Source organism: Streptomyces sp. NBC_00400 (assembly GCF_036048035.1).
In the GTDB taxonomy this organism is placed as follows: domain Bacteria; phylum Actinomycetota; class Actinomycetes; order Streptomycetales; family Streptomycetaceae; genus Streptomyces.
Map to the genome: position 1 here is coordinate 6,357,208 of NZ_CP107940.1, position 24,975 is coordinate 6,382,182.

Consider the following 24,975-nt stretch of genomic DNA (forward strand, 5'->3'; position numbering starts at 1 on the left):
CCGTTGCGCAGCTACCGGAAGCCCCTCAGAAGATCCCTTGCCCTCGGCGCCGTCGCCCTGGCCGCCGTCAGCCTCCAGCCCGGCTCGGCCTCGGCCGCCCCCTCGCCCGCCCCGTCCGGCTCCGTCCACACCAAGGTCGTCGGCGGCACCAAGGCCGACCAGGGTGAATTCCCGTTCATGGTCCGGCTGTCGATGGGCTGCGGCGGCGCCCTGTACACCAAGGACATCGTGCTGACCGCCGCGCACTGTGTCGACGGCAGCGGCGCGAACACCTCCATCACGGCCACCGCAGGCGTGGCCGACCTGGAGGACTCCCACGCCGTCAAGGTGAACTCCACGCAGGTCCTCCAGGCCCCCGGCTACAACGGCAAGGGCAAGGACTGGGCGCTCATCAAGCTCGCCAAGCCGATCGACCAGCCCACGCTGAAGATCGCCGAGGACGACAAGCTCAACAACGGCGACTTCACCATCGCCGGCTGGGGCGCCGACAAGGAAGGCGGCGACCAGCAGCGCTACCTCCTCAAGGCCACCGTGCCGTTCGTCGACGACGCCGCCTGCCAGAAGGCCTACGGCGACCAGCTGACGCCCGGCGACGAGATCTGCGCCGGCAAGCTGGACACCGGCGGCATCGACACCTGCCAGGGTGACTCCGGCGGCCCGATGTTCCGCAAGGACGACGCCGGGCAGTGGCTCCAGGTCGGCATCGTCTCCTGGGGCGAGGGCTGTGCACGCCCCGGCAAGCCCGGTGTCTACAGCGAGGTGAGCACCTTCGCCGCGAACATCAAGAAGGCCGCGGGCGAACTGGGCGGCTGACCGCGCCTCGTCAGTGGTCCGTGCTTCGTCAGCGATCCGCGCCTCGTACGTGATCCGTACCGCATACGCGGCCCGTACCACGTGCACAAGAAGCGCACCACGCACAAGAAGCGCACCACGCACGAGAACCGCAGCGCGTACACGAAGGGCCCGGGGATCCGTGGTGGATCCCCGGGCCCTTCGCCGGGTCCGACGTCCCCGGCCTCGGTCCGGGACCTTGGTCCCTTCGCGCCACGGCCGTTGGTCCGGCCGCCGCGGGACCAAACGCGTGCTCGCGGCCGGGCCTTGTGCCGTCAGGGATGACCGGACGGCCTATGGGCGGCCCCGTGACGGCTTCCTACCGTGAACCGTATGAGCACCGAGCCCCGCCCCCGACCCCCGGCACGCGACCGCGGCCACCGAGCGACGGTCCTCGCCGCGCTGCTCCTCGCCGCCTCCGCGGCGACCCTCGTCTATGTGCTGCTCGGCGGCCCGGACGACCCCGTCGAGCTGCCGGCCGACGACCGCCCGAACGCGGCCCAGGGCTGATCGGCAGGCCCCCGCCGCCGGTGCACCGGGCCGTCCCCGGCCGCGGCGCGGCGGCGGCCCGCACGCCGCCACCCGGAGGGAGGGAGACCGCCCACGCCGTCCGGAGGGTCGACGCCGTCCGGAGGGGAGACGGTCACGCCGCCGGGGGAGACCGATACGGGCCCGCCACCCCGAGGGCGCCCAGGAGGAACGACATGCCGATCAGTGTGGTGATCGCGGACGACCAGGAAGTGGTCCGGATGGGCTTCCGGACGGTTCTGGAGAGCCTGCCCGACATCGAGGTCGTCGCCGAGGTCACCGACGGCGAGGCCGCCCTCGCGGCCGTCGAACGGCTGCGCCCCGATGTGCTGCTGCTGGACATCCGGATGCCCGGGACCGACGGACTGGAGGTCACCCGGCGGCTGACCGGGCGCCCCGCCGGCCGCCCCGAGGACCGGCACACCCCTGGGACCGTCCCTGGGATCGTCATCGTCACCACCTTCGACCTGGACGAATATGTGCACGCCGCGCTGTACGGCGGCGCCTCGGGCTTCCTGCTCAAGGACGCCGGCCCCGCGCTGCTCGTGGAGGCCGTACGGGCCGCCGCCGTCGGACACTCCGTGCTCTCGCCGTCGGTCGCCGCCCGGCTGTTGCGCGAGCTGTCCCCGGCCGGCGGCAAGGGCCGGGCGGCGGCCCGCACCCCGTCCGAGCCGCTGACCGGCCGCGAACGGGATGTCGTCCGGGCGCTGGCCGGCGGCCGGACCAACGCCGAGATCGCCGGCGCCCTGTATCTGTCGCTGTCCACGGTCAAGTCCCATCTGGCGAACGTGCAGATCAAACTGGACGCCCGCAACCGGGTCGAGATCGCCTTCTGGGCCTGGGAGAGCGGTCTGTCCTCCGGCGGCCCGTGAGCGAGCACGGCGAGCGCACTCGGACGCGGCCCGGGATGCGCCGTATCCCGGGCCGTGTCCCGGTGTGCGCCCGGTGGGCCGCGCCGGGCAGCCGGCCGGCACGGTGGGCGAAGAACCCTCCGCGGCAAGCCGTCGCCGCCCGGGCCGCCCTCGCGGTGGCACTGCTGCTCCTCGTCGGGTCCGAGGCGCTGGCGACGGCCCGTCAGCCCGCCCGGCCGCACCTGATCGTGGTGGCCGCCGGCATCGTGGTCTGTCTGTGTGCGGTGCCCTCCGAGCGGATCCCGCTCACCGGCCGTGGGTGGACCGCGGCCGCGGTCTCCCTCACCGCGTCGGCGGCGCTGATCGCCGGGCAGCACGCACGGGAAGTGTGGGGCCTGGGCGAGGGCATCGCCCTGCTCGTCCTGCTCGCCGCCGTGATCCGCCGGGCGCCCGGCCGCACCGCCGCCGTCCTCGGCCCGCTGCTGGGCCTGGCCTGCGTCCTCGCCCCGCTGCGGGACGTCAGACCGGGGCTGTTCACCGTCGTCTCCGCCGTGCTCACCGTGGTCGTCGCCGCGTATGCGGCGATCCTGCGCCGGCAGGACGCCCGGCGACTGCGCGACCTCGCGGCCGTGCGGGCCGCCGAGCGCCTGGAACTGGCGCGGGAGCTGCACGACCTGGTCGCCCACCATGTCACCGGCATCGTCGTCCAGGCCCGCGCCGCCCGCTTCACCGCTCTTGAAGGCCGGCCGGCCGGTGCCACCCTCGAACGGATCGAGGCCTCCGGCAGCGAGGCGCTGGGCGCGATGCGCCGGCTGGTGCGGGTGCTGCGCGAGGACGGGGCACACCCGCACCCGGTCGCCGGGCTCGCCGAGGTCCGGGCGCTGACCGAGGCGTTCGCCCGCACCGGCCCGCCGGTCGTCCTCTCCGTCGACACCGGCCTGGCACAGACGCTGCCGGACGATGTCGCCGCGGCGGTCTACCGCATCGTGCGCGAGGCACTGACCAATGTCCGCAAGCACGCGGCGGACGCCACGGCGGTACGGATCGGCCTGCGGTCCGTCCCCTTCGGGGCGGAGCTGCGCATCGCCAACGACGGCGGCCGGCCGGCCCGCCTCGGCGAACAGGCCCGCGGCGGTGGCTTCGGACTGGCCGGGCTCACCGAACGGGCCGAGGCGATGGGCGGACGGCTCCTCGCCGGCCCCGCGGCCGAGGGCGGCTGGGAACTCACCGCCGTACTGCCCCTCGACAGCGGGGCGACGGCCTGAGGCCACCCGGGCCGCACCGGCCGCCACCGGTCGGCCGCGCCCTGCTCGCCACCACCGACGAGCTCCTGCGCCCACGCGCCCGCGAAGGAAGATGCCTTGCCTGGCGCGCCCCACCTGTCAGGTCGTTGTCGTGCCGTGCAGGCCCTCCGTGGCGTTGAAGAGCCCGTGAGCACCCCTACCGCCCCGCGGCCGGCCGAAGGACGGAACCCATGAGCGTCGAGCCCGTCGACTACAGCAACGGCGTCGACCCTGAACGCGCCCTCAAGTACGCCATCCAGCACACCGTTCGGCCTTGAGCTGGACACCACCGGCCGGTAGCCCGGGATCACCACCTCATCGTCCTCGTCGACGAGCCGGTGCAGCTGGTCCGTTCCCAGGCGGCGCTGAACGAGGTGTTCGCCGCAACCGCCCCCGCCCCGCCGCCCACATCTGTCCAACACCTGCCCCTCCTTTGTCCATAGGCGCACCACCCGCACGCGCAGCACGCTGTCCGCCGACAGGCAGTGCAGGCACGAAGGAGGACAGCGCGCGTGAACGAACAGACCGGCGCCCCGCGCGGGCCCAGCCGCAGAAACGTCGTCGCCGCCACCGCGCTCGCCGGAGCGGCGGGCGCCCTCCCACTCGGCGCGCACCCCGCCACCGCCGCACCCCGTGCAGGCGAGGCGGTGCTCCGGTCCGACGCGCTGGAGGTCCGGGTCGACACCGCCTTCCCCCGGATCGTCTCCTACACCGACCGCGGCACCGGCGCCGTCCTGCACGGCCAGGACACCCCCGTCACCCAGGTCCTCCTCGACGGCACCGCCCACACCCCCCGCGTCACCCACCGCACCCGCGCCGACCGCGCCACCTACACCCTCGCCTTCGACGGCGGCACCCGCATCACCGTCGAGATCGCCGTCCGGGACCACCGCACGACCTGGCGGGTCACCGGCATCACCGACACCCCGGCGCTGCGCATCGGCACCCTGGAGATTCCCGGCCTCGCCCTGCTGAGCGTCCGCAGCGACCAGCCCGGCGCCGCCCTGCTGGCCGCCCGGATCGAACTGGACAAGGCCAAGAGCGGCGACACCCTGGTACAGGTCACCGACGACACCCCCGCCGACGCCGCCCCCACCGGATGCGCCTACGCCGTGGTCGCCACCGACGCGCTGGCCGGCGCCGTTGAGACCAACACCTGCTACGACAAGCCCACCGGGGCCACCACCTGGGAGAACGGCCGCCTCTGGCGGCAGACCGTCAAGGGCGACGGCTTCGTCAAGGCCCAGCTGTCCTGCGGCCGGTGGACCCACCGGGCGGAAGGCGCCCCCACCGCCACCGACCCGCTGCCGTACGCGACCGTCATCGTCACCGGCGACCGCAACGGCGACGGGAGGACCGACTGGCAGGACGCCGCCATCGCGCTGCGCGACATCATGGTCATGCCGCTGGGCGCCGGGGAACAGCACCTGCGGGTCGTCCCGCACATCCCGTTCAACTTCGCCAGCCAGGCCACCAACCCGTTCCTCGCCACCCTCGACCACATCAAACGGATCGCCCTGGCCACCGACGGACTGCGGCAGTTCACCCTCCTCAAGGGCTACCAGTCCGAAGGCCACGACTCCGCCCACCCCGACTACGGCGGCAACTACAACACCCGGGCCGGCGGCCTCGCCGACCTCAACACACTGCTCCGCGCCGGCAAGAAGTGGAACAGCGACTTCGCGGTGCACGTCAACGCCACCGAGTCCTACCCCGTCGCCCACGCCTTCTCCGAGCAGCTGGTCGACAAGCACGACGAACAGTGGGACTGGCTCGACCAGTCCTACCGCATCGACGCCCGCCGCGACCTGGTCTCCGGCGATATCGCCCGGCGCTTCGCGCGCCTGCGCAAGGAGACCGACCCGGCCCTCACCACCCTCTACCTCGACGTCTTCCGAGAGTCCGGCTGGAACTCCGACCAGCTGCAGCGCCATCTGCGCGACCAGGGCTGGCAGATCGCCACCGAATGGGGCCACGGCCTGGAGCGCTCCGCCCTCTGGTCGCACTGGGCGAACGAGACCGACTACGGCCCCGACACCTCCCGCGGCATCAACTCCCGGCTGATCCGCTTCCTGCGCCACCACCACAAGGACGTCTTCGCCGACAAATGGCCCACCCTGCTCGGCAACGCCCGGATGGGCAACTTCGAGGGCTGGGTCGGCAAGACCGACTGGAACGCGTTCCACACGATCATCTGGACCGACGCCCTGCCCGCCAAATACCTCCAGGCGTACCCGATCAGCACCTGGGGCGCGCACGAGATCACCTTCGAGGGCCCCACCCAGACCTCCGTCAGCGACGCCGAGGGCACCCGCAAGATCACCACCGACGGCCGGCTGGTCTACGACGACGGCACCTACCTGCTCCCCTGGGAACCCCGCCGGGCCACCGACCCGCACCGGCTCTACCACTACAACCCCCACGGCGGCACCACCACCTGGACGCTGCCGCGCGGCTGGAGGGGCACCGCCGCCGTCTACGCCTACCGGCTCACCGACCAGGGCCGCACCCAGGAAACCCGGCTCCCCGTCAGCGGCGGCAGGATCACCCTCACCGCCCGGCCCGGCGTCGCCTACGTCGTCCACCGCACCAAGGCCCCGGCGCAGCGCGACCCCGGCTGGGGCGAGGGCACACCCCTGACCGACCCCGGCTTCCACTCCGGGAACCTGGCCGGCCGGCAGGTCACCGGCCCGGCCTCCGTCCGGCTCAGCAAGCTGGGCGACTACGAGCTGGTCATCGACGCCGGCGCCGCCGCCACCGTCGCCCAACGCCTCGACCGCCTCGCCCCCGGCAGCTACGCCGCCTCCGTGCAGGCCGAGGTCGGCGCCACGGCGGGGGAGCGGCGGCGGGCCGCCCTGGAGGTCCGTACCGCCGACGGCGTCACCGCCGCCAACTGGACCGACACCTCCACCGCAGGCAACTACGTCGCCGCCGACCGCAAGTCCGGCACCCGCTTCCAGCGCCTCTTCACCCACTTCACCGTCCCCGAGGGCGGCGGCCCGGTCACCCTCACCCTCACCGCGGCGGCCGGCCGGGCCCGGATCAGGTTCGACAACCTCCGCGTCGTACCGGCCCGGCCCACCGCCAAGCCGGGCACCCTGGCCTACGAGGACTTCGAGCACGTGCCCCAGGGCTGGGGCGTCTTCGTCAAGGGCGACGCGGGCGGCAGCACCGACCCCCGCACCCATATCGCCCAGCGGCACGCCCCGTTCACCCGGCGCGGCTGGAACGGCAAGGCCATCGACGACGTCATCGACGGCGGCCAGTCGCTCAAGTCACGCGGCGAGAACACCGGACTCGTCTACCGGACGGTTCCGCACACCGTCCGCTTCACCCCCGGCCGCCGCTACCGCGTCACCTTCCGCTACGAGAACGAGCAGGCCGGCCAGTACGCCTGGGTCACCGCCGCCGACACCCCCGCACCCCGCGAACTGACCCGCACCCCGCTGCCCGTCGCCGTCCAACCCGCCACCCACGCCTACGAGTTCACCGCACCGGCCGACGGCGAGGCATGGGTGGGGCTGCGCAAGGTGGCCGACGACGCGACCGCGGAGTTCGTCCTGGACTCCTTCGAGGTACGCGAGATCTGACGCGCCCCGGGGCGGCCCGCCGCCCCACGGACCGCTCAACGACCGCCCGCGCACGGATACAGACCGGGCGCCCCCGCCCCGTCCCCCACCAGGGCCGGGGCGCCCTCCCACTCCCACAACAGCAGCTCGTTGGCGCCCTCGCGCAGCACCGGGCCCGGCACATACAGGGTCCGCTGCGGCCCGAGATCCCAATAGCGCCCCAGACAGAAACCGTTGATCCAGACGAAACCGTGGCGCCACCCCGGCAGCGCGAGATCGGCGTCCCCGGGCCGCCCGGTCACCGTCACCGTCCCCCGGTACAGCCCCGCGGCCCCGCCCGCCTCCTCCACCGCCCGGAACGGCACCCTCGCCAGCGCCCCGGCATCCTCCATCGCCTCCAGCCGCAGCCCCCGTGACCGTACGCCGTGCAGAAACTGCCGCTCGTGCAGCAGCCCGCCCGTGATCCCCTTGGACTCACCGAGCCGCGGACCGTAGTTGACCCGCCCCAGCGACGCCACCCACAACTCCACCGACGCCGGCCCCGCCACCTCCCCGAGCACGGCGTCCTCGGTGTCCACCACGGGCCCGCGCACTCCGTCGACCCACACCACCGCCCGGTCCCGCAGCCCGCTCACCCGCAGCGGACGGGGACCACGCGGCCCCGGCACCTCGACCCGGTAGCGGACCACACCCCGGTCCACCCCCAGCTCCTCGAACGTCGCCGGAGCGCCCCCCTCCCTCTCCGCACCCCCCAGCACCTCCATCACCTCCCCGGCACACGCCCACTGACCGACCACCGCACGCACCGGCTCCGCCAGCACCCGCAGCGGCTCCGGCACCCGGGGCAACGGCCCGTCCGCCCACTCGGCAAGCACCTCCCGGAACCGCCAGAACTTCTCCGTGGGCCGCCCGCGTTCATCGACCGGCGCCCCGTAGTCGTACGAGGTGACCGTCGACCGCAGCGCCCCGTCATGCAGCTCGCCCGCGCGGTTCGCCCCCGCCCACCCGCCGAAATTCGTCCCGCCGTGCGCCATATAGAGATTGACCGACGCCCCGCACTCCAGAATCTCGCGCAGCGTCGCCGCGGCATCCTCCGGAGCACGCGCCACCTGCTCCTGCCCCCAGTGCGCGAACCACCCGCACCAGAACTCCATGCACATCAGCGGACCCTTGGCCTGATGGCGCCGCAGTGCCGCCAGCGCCTCCCCGGCCCCCGAGCCGAAGTTGACGGTGGCCGGCAGGCCCGGAACCGCACCACCGCTGAGCATGTGGTCCTCGGGCCCGTCCGAGGTGAACAGCGGCACCCGCACCCCCAGCGCCCGCAGCCGCTCCACGAGGTGCGCCAGATACCCGGCGTCGCTGCCGTACGAGCCGTACTCGTTCTCCGCCTGCACCATGATCACCGGGCCGCCGCCCGCGCCGCCGGGCCCCGCCGCCGTGCACTGCCGCGCCACGACCTGCGGCAGCAGCCGCCCGAACCAGGCGTCCACGGCCCGCAGATACGCCGCATCCCGCGTCCGTACCCGCCGCCCGAGCGGCCCGGTCAGCCACTGCGGCAGCCCGCCGTTCTCCCACTCCGCGCAGATGTACGGTCCCGGGCGGACGATCGCCCACAGCCCCGCCGCCTGCACCGCGTCCAGGAACCGCCCCAGCGCCTCCGGGTCCCTGAACTCGCCGGGCCGCGGCTCGTGCAGATTCCACGGCACATAGGTCTCCACACAGTTCAGGCCCATCGCCCGGAGCATCGCCAGCCGGTGGTCCCACTGCGCCTCGTGCACCCGGAAGTAGTGCATCGCCCCGGACAGCAGCCGCACCGGCCGCCCGTCCAGCATGAAGTCCCGCTCGCCCGCCTCGAACTGCGTCACGTCACCCGCCCCTGTGTCGTCTCCCGTGCGCCACCGGCCGGGCGCACCCGGTCACCGGTCACCCTTGCCCTCTGGCGGTGTGACGGTCCATGGACAAAGATCGGATCTGTTTGGACGGTTCGACGGTCCGACGCAGCGGTACGGAGCGACGGGAGGCCCGGACGTGTACCACACCTGGATGCGCTACTTCACCCCGAGCCCGGTCCACCACCGGCTCGGCCTGGTGTGCCTGGGAGTCGGCCTCCAGCACGGCTCCCTGCCCACGGTCGGCCCGCGCACCCTCGACCACCATGTCGCCATCGTCATCAGCGCCGGCCGCGGCTGGTTCACCGCCCCCGACGGCCGGCGCCGCGCGGTGACCGCCCCCGCCCTCCTGTGGATCATGCCGGGGGTGCCGCACCACTACGGCGCCGACCCGGAGACCGGCTGGGACGAGAGCTTCGTCGACTTCACCGGGCCGGCCGCCGCGACCTACACCGAACTCGGCTACATCGAACCGGACCGCCCGCTCGTACCGCTCGCGGACACCGGGCCGGCCCGCACCGCCATCGGACGGATCGCCCGCGCGGCGCGGCGCGGCAACCCCCTGCTGGAGGTGGAGACCTCCGCCGCGGTCCACGAACTCCTCGTCGCCCTGCGCAGGGCACGCGCCGACACCGACGCCGACGGGGACCCGGTCCTCCAGGCCCTCGCCCGGGACGCCTTCCTCCCCCTCTCGGTCGCCGAACACGCCGCCCGGCACGGCATGACCCCCGCGGAACTCCGCACCGCCGTACGCCGCGGGGCCGGCTGCAGCCCCAAGGACTACCTGCTGGGCATACGCCTGGGCCGCGCCAAGGAACTCCTGGTGGGAACCGAACTCCCGGTGGCGGCGGTGGCCCGCCGCGTCGGCTACGACGACCCGGCCTATTTCAGCCGCCTGTTCACCCGGCGGGTGGGCACCGCCCCCGTACGCTTCCGCGACCGCCAGGTCCGCAACGTACCGGGCGGCTGGTCCACGCAGGTCCCGGATCCGGATGACCCGCCGCTGGTCAGCGGGTGCAACGGCTGAGGTGGGTTGGGGCCGCTTCGGCTCGGCTGGGGGGCGGGTTGTCTGTGGCTGGGGCCGGTGCGCCTTTTCGTTGTGGGTGGTGGGTCGGAGGGGACGCCCGGTACCCCGTCCTCGGCGCGGGCGGCCCTGGTACGTGGGAAAGACTGACCCGGCGTTCGCTCCGGTCCTGCGGGCGGGGCACCGGACATCCCCTCCGACCGCCGCACGTTGGCGACTGTCCCGCCGTACCGATCACCGTTACGACCACCACCAGCTCACCCCTTGGCAGGGCACTGGGCGTTCCTTGGCCGGAGGCGTGCGTGCGTTTGTGATCGGTGACGGACGGTGCCACCGGCCGGCAGTCGGCAACGAACGAAGGCCGGAGGGGATGTACCGGGACCCGCCCGCAGGACCGGAGCGAACGCCGGGGCAACCAATCGCACGTACCAGGGCCGCCCGCGCCGTGGGGGCACCTCCCGGCCGAAGGCTGGGGGAGGGTTCCGGTGCGTCCCCTCCGGCCCCAGCGGCACTCACCGACCCCGTAAAGGCGCCAGCCCCACGAGCCAACCGGCGACACCGAGGCCGGCGCCACGGCGCCCCAAAGGGGCGCGGGGAACTGCGCGCCCAGCCACAACGCACCCGCAGACAAACAACGCCCCCAGAACAGGGATGCACCCCCCACCGGCATTACGGCAGCATGACGTCATGCCCGCACTGCAGCGCGACGAGGCGCAGACCCGAGCCCGGCTCATCGACGTCCACCGTTACGAGATCGCCCTCGACCTCACCCGAGGCGAGGACCACTTCGCCTCCCGTACGGTCATCCACTTCACCGCGCACGCAGACGGCGACACCTTCATCGAGGTCAAACCCGCCGAGCTGCACTCCGCCACCCTCGACGGCCACCGGCTCGACCCCGCGGCCCTGGAGGACAACCGCCTCCCGCTCACCGGCCTCACCCCCGGCGCCCACGAACTGCGCCTGGACGCCACCATGCGGTACTCCCGCACCGGCGAAGGCATGCACCGCTTCACCGACCCCGCCGACGGCGAGACCTACGTCTACACCCAGCTGTTCATGGAGGACGTCCAGCGCGTCTTCGCGGCCTTCGACCAGCCCGACCTCAAGGCCGTCTTCGCCCTCACCGTCACCGCCCCCACCGACTGGACCGTCCTCGGCAACGGCATCGCCACCCAAGGCGACCCCGGCCACTGGATCCTCGCCCCCACCCCGCTGATCTCCACCTACCTCGTCGCCGTCGCCGCCGGCCCCTGGCACTCCGTACGCACCGAACACGCCGGACTGCCCTTCGGCCTCCACTGCCGCCGCTCCCTGGCCCCGTACCTCGACGCCGACGCCGACGAAATCCTCGACCTCACCCGGCGCTGCTTCGACCGCTACCACCAGATCTTCGAGGAGCCGTACCCCTTCGACTCCTACGACCAGGCCTTTGTCCCCGAGTTCAACGCCGGCGCCATGGAGAACCCCGGCCTGGTCACCTTCCGCGACGAATTCGTCTTCCGCTCCGCCGTCACCGACACCGAACGCCAGACCCGCGGCATGGTCGTCTCCCACGAAATGGCCCATATGTGGTTCGGCGACCTCGTCACCCTCCAATGGTGGGACGACATCTGGCTGAACGAGTCCTTCGCCGAATACATGGGCTACCAGGTCCTGTCCGAAGCCACTCGCTTCAGCGACACCTGGACCGACTTCGCCATCGCGCGCAAGGGCTGGGGCTACGACGCCGACCAGCGCCCCTCCACCCACCCCGTCGCCCCCGCCCCCGAGGACGTCCCCGACACCACCTCGGCGCTCACCAACTTCGACGGCATCTCCTACGCCAAGGGCGCCTCCGCACTGCGCCAACTCGTCGCCTGGATGGGGGAGAAGGACTTCCTCGCCGGCATCAACGACCACTTCGCCCGGCACCGCTTCGGCAACGCCACCCTCGCCGACTTCATCGATTCGCTCTCCCGCGCCACCGACCGCGACGTCCACGCCTGGGCCGAGCGCTGGCTACGCACCACGGGAGTCGACACCCTGACCCCCGTCGTACAGGAAGGCACGGACGGCCACTGGAGCGTGTCCGTCGAGCAGACCGGAAGCCAGGACGGCACCCGCCCGCACCGGCTCACCATCGGCCTCTACGACCACGACCGCACCACCCCGGGCCGCCTCGTCCCGCGCGAGCCGCTGTCCTGGGACGTACCCGACGGCGGCGGCCACTCCGCCACGGGCGGCCGCCCCGCCCTGCTCCTGCTCAACGACCAGGACCTCAGCTACGCCAAGGTCCGCCTCGACCCCGTCTCCTGGGACACCGCTCTCGGCGCACTGTCCGGACTTCCCGAACCGCTGACCCGCGCCGTGGTGTGGAACGCCGCCCGCGACATGGTCCGCGACGGCGAACTCGCCCCCGCCGCCTACCTCGACGCCGCCCGCACCCACCTCCCGTACGAAACCGACCTCGCCGTCGTCCAGGGCGTCCTGGCCTTCGCCCGCACCCAGATCGCCGACCGCTACCTCCCCCGCACCGAACGCCGCACCGCCCTCGCCACCCTCACCTCCCTCAGCCGCGACATACTCCGCCGCACCGAAGGCCCCGAACACGGTGCGGAAGCGGGGCTGCGGCTCACCGCCGTCCGCACCTTCATCGACAGCGCCACCACCCCCGAAGGCATCCAGGACTGGCTCGACGACGGCAGCGTCCCCGGCGGCCCCCGCCTCGACCCCGAACTGCGCTGGCGCATCCTCGGCCGGCTCGCCACCCTCGGTGCGGCGCCGCTCGACGAACTCCGTGCCGCCATCGACGCCGAACTCGCCCGCGACCCCAGCGCCACCGGCCGCGAAGGCGCCGCCCGCTGCCACGCCGCGCTCCCCGACCCGGCCGCCAAACAAGCCGCCTGGGACGCCCTGTTCACCACCGACGGCAAGGCCGCCCTGTCCAACTACCTCTTCACCGCCACCGCCACCGGCTTCTGGGCACCCGAGCAGCACGACCTGCTCCGCCCGTACGCCGCCCGCTACTTCACGGAGGTCCCCGCCCTCGCCGCCGCCCGCGGCCCCGCCCTCGCCGATGCCGCCGGCCGCTACGCCTTCCCCGCCGTCTTCGTCGAGGAGGACACCCTCCGGCGCGGCGAGGCCTGCCTCACCGACGGCGACCCGACACCCGCCCTGCGCCGCAAACTCATCGACCAGCTCGACGATCTGCGCAGGGCGCTGAAGGTACGTGCCGCGGCCGGGGGCGCCTAGCGTGTCGAGGCCCGGGCATCCCGTTCATCCTTAAGCTCGATGGGACATACCAGGCACATTGCCCCACGAGTTCAGGAGTGATCATGACCGGCTCTGCCACCCAGGGAATCAAGACCGTGCTGCACCCCGTGTCCGACCTGGCGACGGCCAAGGCGGTGTACGCCGCCCTGCTCGGCGTACCGCCGCAGGCCGACGAGTCCTACTACGTCGGTTTCGAGGCCGCGGGCCAGCACATCGGGCTGGTGCCGGGCGGCGGCCCGCAGGGCATGACCGCACCGGTGGCCTACTGGCACGTGCCGGACATCGAGGCGAAGCTGGCCGAGGTGACCGCCGCGGGCGCCACCGTGAAGGAGCCCGCGCACGAGGTCGGCGGCGGCCGCCTGGTGGCCACCGTCACCGACCCCGACGGCAACGTCCTCGGGCTGCTTCAGGACCGGTGAGGGCCGCCCTCTCGCCCCCCGTCCCCCTCTCGCTCCCCGCCGCCTCCGGGCCGGGCGCAAGGTGAACCGGATGCCCGGCCGCGCGCCGCTGCGCAACGGCCGCCGGCCGGGCTGACGCGTCGGCCGGACGGGCGCACCGGCCGAGCGGGCGGGCAGCGCGCCACCCCGGCCGGCGCCGCCGACCAGGCGGACGCGGTGGACACCGCCCGTGGCACGACCCCTCCGGCACAGCAAAATCAGACGTTACGCTCGGAGCCGGTCAGACCGCACCAGGCGACGCCGACGGAGACTGCGAAGGCGGCCGTCCTCACAGAGGGAGACACGATGAGCAAGGTCACGAGGACGGACCCGCAATCGCCCGCGCCGCACGCCGCCGACAGTCACGATCTGATCCGCGTGCACGGCGCGCGCGAGAACAACCTCAAGGACGTCAGCATCGAGATCCCGAAGCGCCGGCTGACGGTGTTCACCGGCGTCTCCGGCTCGGGCAAGAGCTCGCTGGTCTTCCACACCATCGCCGCGGAGTCGCAGCGGCTGATCAACGAGACCTACAGCGCCTTCGTGCAGGGCTTCATGCCGACCCTGGCCCGGCCCGAGGTCGACGTCCTCGAAGGGCTGACCACCGCGATCATCGTCGACCAGCAGCGGATGGGGGCCGACGCCCGCTCCACCGTCGGCACCGTCACCGACGCCAACGCAATGCTGCGCATCCTCTTCAGCCGGCTCGGGAAGCCGCACATCGGCCCGCCCGGCGCGTATGCCTTCAACGTCCCCTCGGTCCGGGCGAGCGGTGCCATCACCGTCGAACGCGGAGCCCGGAAGGCGGTGAAGGCGACCTTCACCCGCACCGGCGGCATGTGCCCGCGCTGCGAAGGCCGCGGCACGGTCTCCGACATCGACCTCACCCAGCTCTACGACGACTCCAAGTCGATCGCCGAGGGCGCGTTCACCATCCCCGGCTGGAAGTCCGACAGCTTCTGGACCGTACGGGTCTACGCCGAGTCGGGCCTGCTCGACCCGGACAAGCCGATCCGCAAGTTCACCAAGAAGGAGATGCACGACTTCCTCCACCGGGAGCCGACCAAGGTGAAGGTCGAGGGCGTCAACCTCACCTACGAAGGGCTGATCCCCAAGATCCAGAAGTCGTTCCTGTCCAAGGACAAGGAGGCGCTGCAGCCGCACATCCGGGCGTTCGTGGAGCGGGCGGTCACCTTCACCACCTGCCCCGAGTGCGACGGCACCCGGCTCAGCGAGGCAGCCCGGTCATCGCGCATCGGCGACATCAGCATCGCCGACGCCTGCGCCCTGCAGATCAGCGACCTGGCCGCATGGGTCAGCGGCCTCGACGAGCCCTCGGTGGCGCCCCTGCTCACCGCGCTGCAGCAGACGCTCGACTCGTTCACCGAGATCGGCCTCGGCTACCTCTGCCTCGACCGGACCTCGGGCACCCTGTCGGGCGGCGAGGCGCAGCGCGTCAAGATGATCCGCCACCTCGGCTCCTCGCTCACCGACACCACCTACGTCTTCGACGAGCCCACCACGGGCCTGCACCCCCATGACATCCAGCGGATGAACAACCTGCTGCTACGGCTGCGCGACAAGGGCAACACGGTGCTCGTCGTGGAGCACAAGCCGGAGACGATCGCGATCGCCGACCACGTCGTCGACCTGGGCCCCGGCGCCGGTGCGGCGGGCGGCACGGTCTGCTTCGAGGGCACCGTCGAGGGGCTGCGGGCCGGCGGCACCGTCACCGGCCGCCATTTCGACGACCGGGCCGCCGTCAAGGAGACCGTGCGCACCCCCACCGGAAGACTGGAGATCCGCGGCGCGACCACGCACAACCTGCGCGGCGTCGACGTCGACATCCCGCTCGGCGTGCTGACCGTCGTCACCGGCGTCGCCGGGTCCGGAAAGAGCTCACTCGTCCACGGGTCGCTGCCGGGACGGGCGCAGGGCACCGCCGAGGGCGTGGTGTCGGTCGACCAGGCCCCGATCCGCGGCTCACGACGGAGCAACCCGGCAACCTACACCGGGCTGCTCGACCCGATCCGCAAGGCGTTCGCCAAGGCCAACGGCGTGAAGCCGGGGCTCTTCAGCTCCAACTCCGAGGGTGCCTGCCCCACCTGCAACGGCGCCGGCGTCACCTTCACCGATCTGGCGATGATGGCCGGCGTCGCCTCCCCCTGCGAGGAGTGCGAGGGGAAGCGGTTCCAGGCATCCGTCCTGGACCACCACCTCGGCGGCCGCGACATCAGCGAAGTGCTGGCGATGTCGGTGACCGAGGCCGAGGAGTTCTTCGGCGACGGCGAGGCACGCACGCCGGCCGCGCACCGCATCCTCGGCCGGCTCGCCGACGTCGGGCTCGGCTACCTCGGCCTCGGCCAGCCGCTCACCACACTGTCCGGCGGCGAGCGGCAGCGGCTCAAGCTGGCCACCCACATGGCCGAGAAGGGCGGCGTCTACCTCCTCGACGAACCGACCGCCGGCCTCCACCTCGCCGATGTCGAGCAGCTGCTCGACCTGCTCGACCGCCTCGTCGACTCCGGCAAATCGGTCATCGTCATCGAACACCACCAGGCGGTCATGGCGCACGCCGACTGGATCATCGACCTCGGCCCCGGCGCCGGCCACGACGGCGGGCGGATCGTCTTCGAGGGCACCCCCGCCGACCTCGTCGCCGCCCGCTCCACCCTCACCGGCGAGCACCTCGCGGCCTACGTCGGCACCTGATCCGGCGGGCGGCACCCCTGGCAGGCCCTCGCGGCCACCGTGAGACGGGTGCCGCCCCGCCCCGGACGGAAAGCCGCCGCGGCCGGCCGACGGCACCCGAACACCTGCGGTGCACCCGTACCACTTACGGGTGGTATGACCGCGCAACCAGTGGATACAGACTGTACAGGGAAAGTAACTTAGCGCTGCCTGAGGGCTGATCCCCACGGGACCGACGCCCCAACTCCCCTGACAGAAGAGCACATTGATGCCTGTGCCCCCTGCCGGCACCGCCCTCGCAGGCGGCACCAACGGCCCCCGCGCGCTCCGCCCCTTCCTCGACACCGTCCTCGACGCCCTCACCACCGGAGCCGAGGACCGCGCCGGCCCCCTCCCACCCGGCGGCCCCGCCACCGTCACCCGCGCCGTACGCGACGCCTGCCACCCCCTGCTCCCCGACCACGGCACCGGCCCGCACACCGCCCTGCGCACCCTCGTCCACACCCTCGCCGCCGGCGCCGCCGACCCCGCCGACCCCCACTGCGCCGCCCACCTGCACTGCCCGCCGCTCGCCCTCGCCGCCGCCGCCGACCTCGCCGCCGGCGCCCTCAACCCCTCCATGGACTCCTGGGACCAGGCCCCCGCCGCCTCCGCCCTCGAAGCCCTCACCAGCCGTGAACTCGCCGCGCTGGTCTACCCCCGGGCCACCCGCCCCGACGCCCTGATCACCACCGGCGGCACCGAATCCAACCAGCTCGCCCTCCTCCTCGCCCGCGAAGCAGCCGCCTCCGAAGGCACCGCGACCGACCCCCACCGGCCCACCCCGCCCCTCCAGATCGTCTGCGGCGCCAACGCCCACCACAGCATCCACCGCTCCGCCTGGCTCCTCGGCCTCCCCGAACCCCTCACCCTCCCCACCCCCGACGGCATCCTCACCCCCGACACCGTCCACACCTGCCTCGCCAACATCGCCGGCCGCACCGGCCCCGTCCTTCTCACCGCCACCGCAGGCACCACCGACTCCGGCGCCCTCGACCCCCTGCCCGCCCTCGCCGACCTCGCCGACCGGCACGGCGCCCGCTTCCACGTCGACGCCGCCTACGGCGGAGCCCTCCTCTTCAGCGACACCCACCGCAGCGCACTGAACGGCCTCGCCCGCGCCCACACCGTCGCCCTCGACCTGCACAAACTCGGCTGGCAACCCGTCGCCGCCGGCCTCCTCGCCGTCCCCGACCCCGCCACCCTGGCCCCCCTCACCCACCAGGCCGACTACCTCAACGCCGACGACGACACCGAAGCCGGCCTCCCCGACCTCCTCAGCCGCTCCCTGCGCACCACCCGCCGCCCCGACATCCTCAAAATCGCCGTCACCCTCAAAGCCCTCGGCCGCCACGGCCTCGGCGAACTCGTCGACCGCACCCTCGCCGCCGCGCAGACCCTCGCCGACCTCATCGAGGCCCACCCCCGCTACGATCTCCACTCCCGCCCCGCCCTCAGCACCGTCCTCTTCCGCCCCACCGGCGCCGACGACACCACCCTCGCCACCATCCGCCGCACCCTCCTCACCGACGGACAGGCCGTCCTCGGCCGCGCCACCACCCCCACCGGCCTCTGGCTCAAAGCCACCCTCCTCAACCCCCACACCCAACCCGGAGACCTCACCACCCTCCTCAAACTCGTGGAAGGCCACACGCCTCGATGAGCGCCACCCCGCACCCGGAAACCCCCCACACCACCCACACCACGAGCCCCGGCGAACCCCTCGACCTCGCGGGCATCGGCATCGGCCCCTTCAACCTCTCCCTCGCCGCCCTCGCCCACCCCCTCACCCCCCTCCGCGCCGCCTTCTACGACCAGCGCCCCGCCTTCCACTGGCACCCCGGCCTCCTCATCGACGGCGCCACCCTCCAAGTCCCCTTCCTCGCCGACCTGGTCACCCTCGCCGACCCCGCCAGCCCCTGGACCTTCCTCAACTACCTCAAAACCCGCGAACGGCTCTTCCCCTTCTACTTCGCCGAACGCTTCCACCTCCACCGCGCCGAATACGACGCCTACTGCCGCTGGGTCAGCGAAAACCTCCCCAGCCTCCACTTCGGCCACCAGATCGACGCCGTCCGCTGGAACCCCGAACACGAAGTCTTCGAAGTCGACTTCACCCAGCTCGACACCGAAGGCGAAGCCGAAGCCCTGGGCCGCACCTACGCCCGCAACCTCGTCCTCGGCATCGGCACCACACCCCACATCCCCGTCCCCCTCCGCCCCCTCGCCGAGGCCCCCACCGTCCCCGTCATCCACTCCGCCGACTACCTCGACCACCGCGACACCCTGCTCGCCGCCGGCCACGTCACCGTCATCGGCGCCGGCCAGTCAGGCGCCGAAATCTTCCTCGACCAGCTCCGCGCCCGCCCCGCCGGCCGCGAACGCCTCCACTGGCTCGCCCGCACCCCCGCCTTCGCCCCCATGGAATACAGCAAACTCGGCCTCGAACACTTCACCCCCGACTACACCCGCTACTTCCACGCCCTGCCCGAACGCGTCCGCGACGACCTCGTCCCCGGCCAGTGGCAGCTCCACAAAGGCATCGACCACGCCACCCTCGGAGCCATCCACGACGAGCTCTACCGCCGCACCCTCGACGGCGGCTGGCCCGACGCCACCCTCACCCCCGGAGTCTTCGTCCGCACCGCGGGCCGCGTCGGCACCACCAAAGTCGAACTCCACCTCGACCACACCCAGCAAGGCACCCGCACCCGCCTCACCACCGACGCCGTCATCCTCGCCACCGGCTACCGCGAACGCCGCATGGACACCCTGCTCGCCGCCATCGACCCCTACGTACGCCGCGACTCCGGCGCACGCCCCCGCATCGACGCGGACCACCGCCTCGTCCTCGACCCCGCCCTCACCGGCTCCGTCTACGTCCAGAACGCCGAAACCCACACCCACGGCGTGGGCACCCCCGACCTCGGCCTCGCCGCCTGGCGCAGCGCCACCATCCTCAACTCCCTCACCGGCAACACCCCCTACCCCCTCCCCAGCCGCACCGCCTTCACCAGCTTCGGCCTCCCGCAGCCGTCGACGGGACGCACCGGCATGGTCCCCCGCCAGGGCTCCACCCTCGTCCCCCGCCGCTGACCCCGGCCCCGCCACTCACATCCGCCCACCACGCGCCACCAGGCCCACGGGACCGGGGAGCGCCGGGCCCGGAAGAGACCACGGCCACCCCCCGGACCGCGCCCCTCCGCCCCCGCGCGGCCCCTGGCCGTCCACCGGAAGTCAGAACACCGGCACCCCGTCCCGCGTCAGCTTCCAGTCCACCGAAGCGAACCGGGCAGGATCGATCTGCCCACTCTCCTGCACCCACCCGATAATCACATTCCGGATCTCGTCGGACGTCGACCACACCTGCTCCGCGGCCGCCACATGCGGGAAATTCCCCCCACCACTCGCCCGGTAATTGTTCACCGCCAGCACGAACCGCGCCGCATCATCCAACGGCTTCCCGCCGAACATCAGCTTCCCGACCCGCTGCCCCGCCGGCTTCGCGATATCGATCTCGTACGAGACACCGCTCACCACGTCATAGTTGTAATCCGGCGTACCGTCCGCATTCGTGACCTTCGACGGATCCACCGGACCACCGGCCGCCGTCCGCACGTAATACCGCGCCGAAAACTCCAAATACGCCCGCACCTGCGCACCCGTCAACACCCGCGCCTCCAGCGTATTGTCGAACGGATACAGCGCCGCCATCGACCGGATCGTCACATCCCCCTCCGGCACCCTCGCGGTCCGCGAAAAACACGACGCCTGCGACAACACCGGCAACGACGCATACGCCGACCCCACAAGCGCCTTACGCACCACCTCCGCCTGCACAAACGCAAGGAAGTCCAAAACCGGCGTGTCCTTCACCGGCGCCTCGGCCGCCGTCATCTCCGCCTTCGACCGGCCGATCACCCGGTTCACATACGCCACGACCTTCCGGTGCTCCGCCCGCAACAACCCCGTGATCCGCGCATCCTCCGCCACCGCATTCGAGTTCAGCACCCGCGAGGCGACCGACGCCACCTCCCAGCGCCCCCGATGCCACTCCACCGCCACATCGAAGAGCGTCAGCCGCTGCCCCCACTTCAACGGCTCGGAGAGCACCACCTCCCGGCCCGACTCCTTGTTCACCACCCGCCGCTCGGGAACCTCCACATGCGCATGCCCCACCAAGATCGCATCGATCCCCGGCACCTGCTCCGCCACCAACGCCGCCGCATTCTCCACATACGGCAACTGATCCCCGTACGACGACGTACCGCTCATCCCGGAATGCGCCGCCACGATCACCACATCCGCGCCCATCGACCGCAGCTTCGGCACCCACTTCGCCGCCTGCTCCACCAGCCCCGGAAACGCCAGCTTCCCCTGCACATGCGCCTTGTCCCAGATCGCGATCCCCGGATTCGTCAAACCCAGCACCGCCACCGTCACCTCCCGGCCGCGCGGTGACCGCAACCGCTTCAGCACATACGGACGGAACGCCGGCCGCAACGACTTCGCATCCACCGCATTCGCCCCCAGCAGCGGAAAATCACAGCTCTCCTCGAACTTCCGCAGCACCGGAATGCCGTAATTGAACTCATGATTCCCCAGCGCCGCGGCGTCATAGCCGATCGCATTCATCGCCCGCGCCATCGGATGCACCGGCCCGCCCGGATCCGTGATCGGATCCACCTTGGCGTAGTAATACGCCAGCTGCGTCCCCTGAATCGTGTCACCCGCATCGATCAGCAGCGTGTGCCGCCGGCCCTTCTCCCGCCGCACCTGCGTCACCAGCGTCGAAATCTTCGCCAGACCGACGTCGTTGTGCGCCGCGTCGTCGAACTCCGCGTCGGTGGTGTAGTCCCAGTTGAAGACATTGCCGTGCAGATCCGTCGTGCCCATGACCGTGAAGGCGTACCGCTCCCGCCGGTGACCGCGGCCACCGTGGTCACCGGACCCCCGGGCCTCCACCGCCCCGGCCGCCGGCGCGCCCGCCGCCCCCGCGAGCGCCATCCCGGCCCCCGTCACCACGGAACGCCCCAAGAACTTCCTACGGTCGAGCGACATGCCAACTCCCTTGGATGAACGCCAAAACGCCGATGCGCGCCGCCACACAGCGGGACAACGCGCGTAGATTCTGGCGCAGCCGCACCCCGCGCAACACCCCTCACGCGGCTCCCCCGGATGCCCCACCCCGACCGGCCCCGATATGCGACCCTTCACCACCCGCGCCCCCGCACCCACACGCCCCGCACCCGCACACCGCACGACCACACGCCCCGCACCCCACACCCGAGGCCCGCCCCACCGAGCACACCGGACACACCGGCCACCGACCCCGAAATCCGGGAGACACCATGACCGACCCCGCCGCCACGACCTCCGCCGTCCCCGCCTCCGCCGTCCCCACCCCCGCGGGCGCCCCGACCGCCCTCCCGTACGGCACCCCCGACACCCCCCGCCTCGCCGTACGCGGCGAAGCCCGCCTCGACGTCGACCCGGAAATCGCCCGCATCGCCGTCACCGTCAGCGCCCGCGGCACCGACCGCACCACCGCCCTCACCGACCTCACCCGCCGCAACGAACAAGCCCTCACCCTCATCAAGAGCTACGGCGACGCCATCGAAAAACTCGAAACCGGCACCTTCAGCCTCACCCCCCAGCTCACCGAGAAAGGCCGCCACGAACGCGTCCGCGCCTACCACGGACGCGTCACCCACACCGCCACCCTCAACGACTTCACCACCCTCGGCGAACTCACCACCCGCCTCGCCGACCTCGACCTCACCCGCGTCGACGGCCCGTGGTGGGACCTGCGCCCCGACTCACCCGCCCACCGCGCCGCCCGCACCCAGGCCGTCCGCGAAGCCGTCCAGCGCGCCCGCGAATACGCCGAGGCCGTCGGCGCCCGCCTCGACGCCCTCCTCGAAATCGCCGACCTCGGCGCCGAGAACACCGCCCCCGCCCAAGCCCCCGGCATGCGCGGCTTCGCCGGCTACGGCCGCGCCGCCGTCCAGGAATCCGCCCCCGCCCTCGACCTCGAACCCCAGCGCCAAGCCGTCCATGCCCATGTCAACGCACGCTTCACGATGACCCGCCCCGTATTGTGAGACCGCGCGCACGGAATGAATTTCTGCTCATCGGAGCGCCATCGCGCCCATTCCATTACTTGTCAACAGCCTTTCATCAAGCGCTCGTTGAGCAGTCACTTCCCTACCGTTCCCTACCGCCCGGTAAGTCATAGAGTCGAAGCATGCGCCGAGCAAAGATCGTCTGCACACTGGGACCCGCCACCGACTCGTACGAGCAGATCAAAGCCCTCGTCGACGCCGGAATGGACATCGCCCGCTTCAACCTCAGCCACGGCACCTACGCCGAACACGAGGCACGATTCGACCGGGTCCGCAAAGCCTCCGAAGAAACCCGCCGCAGCGTCGGCATTCTCGCCGACCTTCAAGGCCCGAAGATCCGACTCGGCCGATTCCGCGAAGGCCCTGTACTTCTCGAACGCGACGACGAGTTCACCATCACCGTGGAACCCGCCGTCGAAGGCGACCGCCAGATCTGCGGCACCACCTACCACGGCCTCGCCGCCGACGTCACCACCGGCGAACGCATCCTCATCGACGACGGAAAGGTGACCCTCGAAGTCACCGACGTCGACGGACCCCACGTCCGCACCAGGGTCGTCGAAGGCGGCATGGTCTCCGACCACAAAGGCCTCAACCTCCCCGGCGTCGCCGTCTCCGTCCCCGCCCTCTCCGACAAGGACCAGGACGACCTCCGCTGGGCCCTGCGCTACGGCGCCGACATCATCGCCCTCTCCTTCGTCCGCAGCGGCCACGACATCGACGACGTCCACCGCATCATGCGCGAGGAAGACCGCTTCCTCCCCGTCATCGCCAAGGTCGAAAAGCCCCAGGCCGTCGACAACATCGACGACATCGTCGCCGCCTTCGACGGCATCATGGTCGCCCGCGGCGACCTCGGCGTCGAAATGCCCCTCGAAACCGTCCCGATCGTCCAGAAGCGCGCCGTCAAACTCGCCAAGCGCAACGCCAAACCGGTCATCGTCGCCACCCAGATGCTCGACTCGATGATCGACAACTCCCGCCCGACCCGCGCCGAAGCCTCCGACGTCGCCAACGCCGTCATCGACGGCACCGACGCCGTCATGCTCTCCGGCGAGACCAGCGTCGGGAAGTACCCCACCGAGACCGTCAAGACGATGAGCCGCATCGTCGAGGCCGCCGAGGAAGACCTCCTCGCCAAGGGCCTCCCGCCGCTCACCGAGGCCAACAAGCCCCGCACCCAGGGCGGCGCCGTCGCCCGCGCCGCCGCCGACATCGGCGACTTCCTCGGCGCCAAGTTCCTCGTCGCCTTCACCCAGTCCGGCGACACCGTCCGCCGCCTCTCCCGCTACCGCTCGCCCATCCCGCTGCTGGCCTTCACCCCCGACCCGGCCACCCGCTCCCAGCTCAACGTCAGCTGGGGCGTGGAGACCTTCCTCGGCCCGACCGTCAACTCCACCGACGAGATGGTCGCCCAGGTCGACGAGCAGCTTCTGAGGCTCGGCCGCTGCCAGAAGGGCGACGTCGTGATCATCACGGCCGGTTCCCCGCCCGGAGTCCCCGGCTCCACCAACCTCGTCCGCGTCCACCACATCGGCGAGGACGACTCCCCGAAGTAGCCCCACCCGCACCGCGATTCCGCTGGGCCGAGGTACCTGACTGCCGTCCCCGTCAGTACTTCGGCCCGATGTGTCGGTCCATGAGAGCGACGGAGGCTCTGCGGGCTACGGAGATGTTCTGTGCCCTGCGGGATTGCCGGGCGGGTTTCCACTCGACGCCGACTGCGTCGAGGGTGTCGGTGTAGAGGCCGATGATGTCGGCGGACCTATTGGTGAAGAAGTACCGCGGGTATTCGTAACGCTTGCGCTGTCCGGCGACCGTGCGGGTGGCCCAGTTGGTGATCCGGCAGCCGTCGGAGTGGATGAGTCCGCGAAGGAACTCCCAGGGGTGGGCGTCGACGATCTGCTGCTGCCAGGTTTCGAGGACGATGGGTCGCTCGTGCTTCTTGCCGGGGCTGTGTTGAGGGAAGAGGCAAAGCCAATGGTGGCTGTAACTCGTCACCATGACGCAGCCCTCGCGCTGGACGATGCACGCGCTGTTCGTCGGTCGGACGGCCTTTACCGCTTTGCGGCACGCGACGATCAACCCCGGCCAGGCATCTGCGCAGGCGATGCGCAGCACATATCCGTGCCGTCGAGGCTGCCTGCTGAGGCACCCGTCACCGAGGTAGAGGCCGAGTAAGTAGGCATAGGCCGTAGCTGCCTCAGGCGGTTGCGGAACTGTCCTGCATCGCGGGCATTCCGTCTTGCGTGAGAGCGGTTCGATCCTGGTCTGCCAGGATCGGATGGCGAAGCGGGATATCCCGGTTTGCATGCTCACGGAGTTGAGACTGTGGCCGTGGGCGACAAGGGCGAGCGCGCGCTCACGCGTTGCGATGTCGTACATGCATACGAGCGTGATAGCGGTGGCGCCCAGTGGTGGGATTTCGCCGTACCGTCACCGGAAAGGGTGAC

General features: G+C 71.9%; 16 protein-coding genes. 13 read left to right on the forward strand and 3 right to left on the reverse strand.

Translation table 11 applies throughout. The features are described from left to right. The first annotated feature begins 3 nt into the window (after nucleotides 1-3). From OHS81_RS27825 to OHS81_RS27845, 5 genes are all read left to right on the forward strand, one after another. Nucleotides 4-813: a S1 family peptidase gene (locus tag OHS81_RS27825; RefSeq protein WP_328387602.1), complete on the forward strand. Its 810-nt coding sequence runs from the start codon at nucleotides 4-6 to the stop codon at nucleotides 811-813. A 351-nt stretch (nucleotides 814-1,164) separates the two neighbouring features. Further along, nucleotides 1,165-1,341, forward strand: coding sequence for a hypothetical protein (locus OHS81_RS27830; RefSeq protein ID WP_328387604.1), 177 nt, complete (start codon nucleotides 1,165-1,167; stop codon nucleotides 1,339-1,341). 194 nt (nucleotides 1,342-1,535) lie between these two features. Next, entirely contained in the window at nucleotides 1,536-2,231 is a 696-nt protein-coding gene (locus OHS81_RS27835; protein WP_328387606.1) for a response regulator transcription factor, read from the forward strand. Further along, the gene (locus OHS81_RS27840) at nucleotides 2,228-3,475 is read left to right on the forward strand and encodes a sensor histidine kinase (protein WP_328387608.1); all 1,248 of its coding nucleotides are present in this window, start codon (nucleotides 2,228-2,230) and stop codon (nucleotides 3,473-3,475) included. Before OHS81_RS27835 ends, OHS81_RS27840 begins: the two co-directional genes overlap by 4 nt. A gap of 530 nt (nucleotides 3,476-4,005) precedes the next feature. Beyond that, nucleotides 4,006-7,083 (forward strand): endo-alpha-N-acetylgalactosaminidase family protein, encoded by a 3,078-nt coding sequence (locus OHS81_RS27845; RefSeq protein WP_328387610.1) that lies wholly within the window; start codon nucleotides 4,006-4,008, stop codon nucleotides 7,081-7,083. 35 nt (nucleotides 7,084-7,118) lie between these two features. Here the strand turns inward: OHS81_RS27845 and OHS81_RS27850 are convergent, their stop codons facing one another. Beyond that, entirely contained in the window at nucleotides 7,119-8,927 is a 1,809-nt protein-coding gene (locus OHS81_RS27850; RefSeq protein ID WP_328387612.1) for a glycoside hydrolase family 35 protein, read from the reverse strand. 163 nt (nucleotides 8,928-9,090) lie between these two features. Between OHS81_RS27850 and OHS81_RS27855 the strand changes: the two genes are divergently transcribed. From OHS81_RS27855 to OHS81_RS27880, 6 genes are all read left to right on the forward strand, one after another. Further along, nucleotides 9,091-9,978, forward strand: a complete 888-nt coding sequence (locus tag OHS81_RS27855) for a helix-turn-helix domain-containing protein (RefSeq protein WP_328387614.1) — start codon at nucleotides 9,091-9,093, stop codon at nucleotides 9,976-9,978. Nucleotides 9,979-10,662: 684 nt separating this feature from the next. Continuing rightward, the gene (pepN, locus tag OHS81_RS27860) at nucleotides 10,663-13,209 is read left to right on the forward strand and encodes an aminopeptidase N (protein WP_328387616.1); all 2,547 of its coding nucleotides are present in this window, start codon (nucleotides 10,663-10,665) and stop codon (nucleotides 13,207-13,209) included. An 83-nt stretch (nucleotides 13,210-13,292) separates the two neighbouring features. Further along, entirely contained in the window at nucleotides 13,293-13,649 is a 357-nt protein-coding gene (locus OHS81_RS27865) for a VOC family protein (protein ID WP_328387618.1), read from the forward strand. A 324-nt stretch (nucleotides 13,650-13,973) separates the two neighbouring features. Next, on the forward strand, nucleotides 13,974-16,379 hold the full coding sequence (locus tag OHS81_RS27870; RefSeq protein WP_328387620.1) for an excinuclease ABC subunit UvrA: 2,406 nt from the start codon (nucleotides 13,974-13,976) through the stop codon (nucleotides 16,377-16,379). A 247-nt stretch (nucleotides 16,380-16,626) separates the two neighbouring features. Continuing rightward, nucleotides 16,627-18,060: a pyridoxal phosphate-dependent decarboxylase family protein gene (locus OHS81_RS27875; RefSeq protein WP_328387622.1), complete on the forward strand. Its 1,434-nt coding sequence runs from the start codon at nucleotides 16,627-16,629 to the stop codon at nucleotides 18,058-18,060. After that, nucleotides 18,057-19,493, forward strand: coding sequence for a lysine N(6)-hydroxylase/L-ornithine N(5)-oxygenase family protein (locus tag OHS81_RS27880; protein ID WP_328387624.1), 1,437 nt, complete (start codon nucleotides 18,057-18,059; stop codon nucleotides 19,491-19,493). The genes OHS81_RS27875 and OHS81_RS27880 overlap by 4 nt, the downstream gene beginning before the upstream one ends. A gap of 141 nt (nucleotides 19,494-19,634) precedes the next feature. On the opposite strand, the gene OHS81_RS27885 is transcribed toward OHS81_RS27880, so the two are convergent. Beyond that, nucleotides 19,635-21,458, reverse strand: coding sequence for a bifunctional metallophosphatase/5'-nucleotidase (locus OHS81_RS27885; protein ID WP_328387626.1), 1,824 nt, complete (start codon nucleotides 21,456-21,458; stop codon nucleotides 19,635-19,637). 290 nt (nucleotides 21,459-21,748) lie between these two features. Between OHS81_RS27885 and OHS81_RS27890 the strand changes: the two genes are divergently transcribed. Both OHS81_RS27890 and pyk read left to right on the forward strand, forming a co-directional pair. Further along, a complete protein-coding gene (locus OHS81_RS27890) occupies nucleotides 21,749-22,501 on the forward strand; it encodes an SIMPL domain-containing protein (protein WP_328387628.1) in 753 nt (250 codons plus the stop codon). Between the two features lie 143 nt (nucleotides 22,502-22,644). Then, the gene (gene pyk, locus OHS81_RS27895) at nucleotides 22,645-24,081 is read left to right on the forward strand and encodes a pyruvate kinase (RefSeq protein WP_328387630.1); all 1,437 of its coding nucleotides are present in this window, start codon (nucleotides 22,645-22,647) and stop codon (nucleotides 24,079-24,081) included. A 52-nt stretch (nucleotides 24,082-24,133) separates the two neighbouring features. Here pyk and OHS81_RS27900 read toward each other — a convergent pair whose 3' ends face one another. Next, nucleotides 24,134-24,907: a transcriptional regulator gene (locus OHS81_RS27900; protein ID WP_328387632.1), complete on the reverse strand. Its 774-nt coding sequence runs from the start codon at nucleotides 24,905-24,907 to the stop codon at nucleotides 24,134-24,136. Between the last annotated feature and the right edge of the window lie 68 nt (nucleotides 24,908-24,975).

What these genes read in the sequence shown, in the direction of transcription:
- OHS81_RS27830 (WP_328387604.1), top strand. Translation starts at nt 1,165, where the DNA reads ATGAGCACCGAGCCCCGCCCCCGACCCCCGGCACGCGACCGCGGCCAC.
- OHS81_RS27835 (WP_328387606.1), top strand. Translation starts at nt 1,536, where the DNA reads ATGCCGATCAGTGTGGTGATCGCGGACGACCAGGAAGTGGTCCGGATG.
- pepN (WP_328387616.1), top strand. Translation starts at nt 10,663, where the DNA reads ATGCCCGCACTGCAGCGCGACGAGGCGCAGACCCGAGCCCGGCTCATC.
- OHS81_RS27865 (WP_328387618.1), top strand. Translation starts at nt 13,293, where the DNA reads ATGACCGGCTCTGCCACCCAGGGAATCAAGACCGTGCTGCACCCCGTG.
- OHS81_RS27870 (WP_328387620.1), top strand. Translation starts at nt 13,974, where the DNA reads ATGAGCAAGGTCACGAGGACGGACCCGCAATCGCCCGCGCCGCACGCC.
- OHS81_RS27875 (WP_328387622.1), top strand. Translation starts at nt 16,627, where the DNA reads ATGCCTGTGCCCCCTGCCGGCACCGCCCTCGCAGGCGGCACCAACGGC.
- OHS81_RS27880 (WP_328387624.1), top strand. Translation starts at nt 18,057, where the DNA reads ATGAGCGCCACCCCGCACCCGGAAACCCCCCACACCACCCACACCACG.
- OHS81_RS27885 (WP_328387626.1), bottom strand. Translation starts at nt 21,458, where the DNA reads ATGTCGCTCGACCGTAGGAAGTTCTTGGGGCGTTCCGTGGTGACGGGG.
- OHS81_RS27890 (WP_328387628.1), top strand. Translation starts at nt 21,749, where the DNA reads ATGACCGACCCCGCCGCCACGACCTCCGCCGTCCCCGCCTCCGCCGTC.
- pyk (WP_328387630.1), top strand. Translation starts at nt 22,645, where the DNA reads ATGCGCCGAGCAAAGATCGTCTGCACACTGGGACCCGCCACCGACTCG.
- OHS81_RS27900 (WP_328387632.1), bottom strand. Translation starts at nt 24,907, where the DNA reads ATGTACGACATCGCAACGCGTGAGCGCGCGCTCGCCCTTGTCGCCCAC.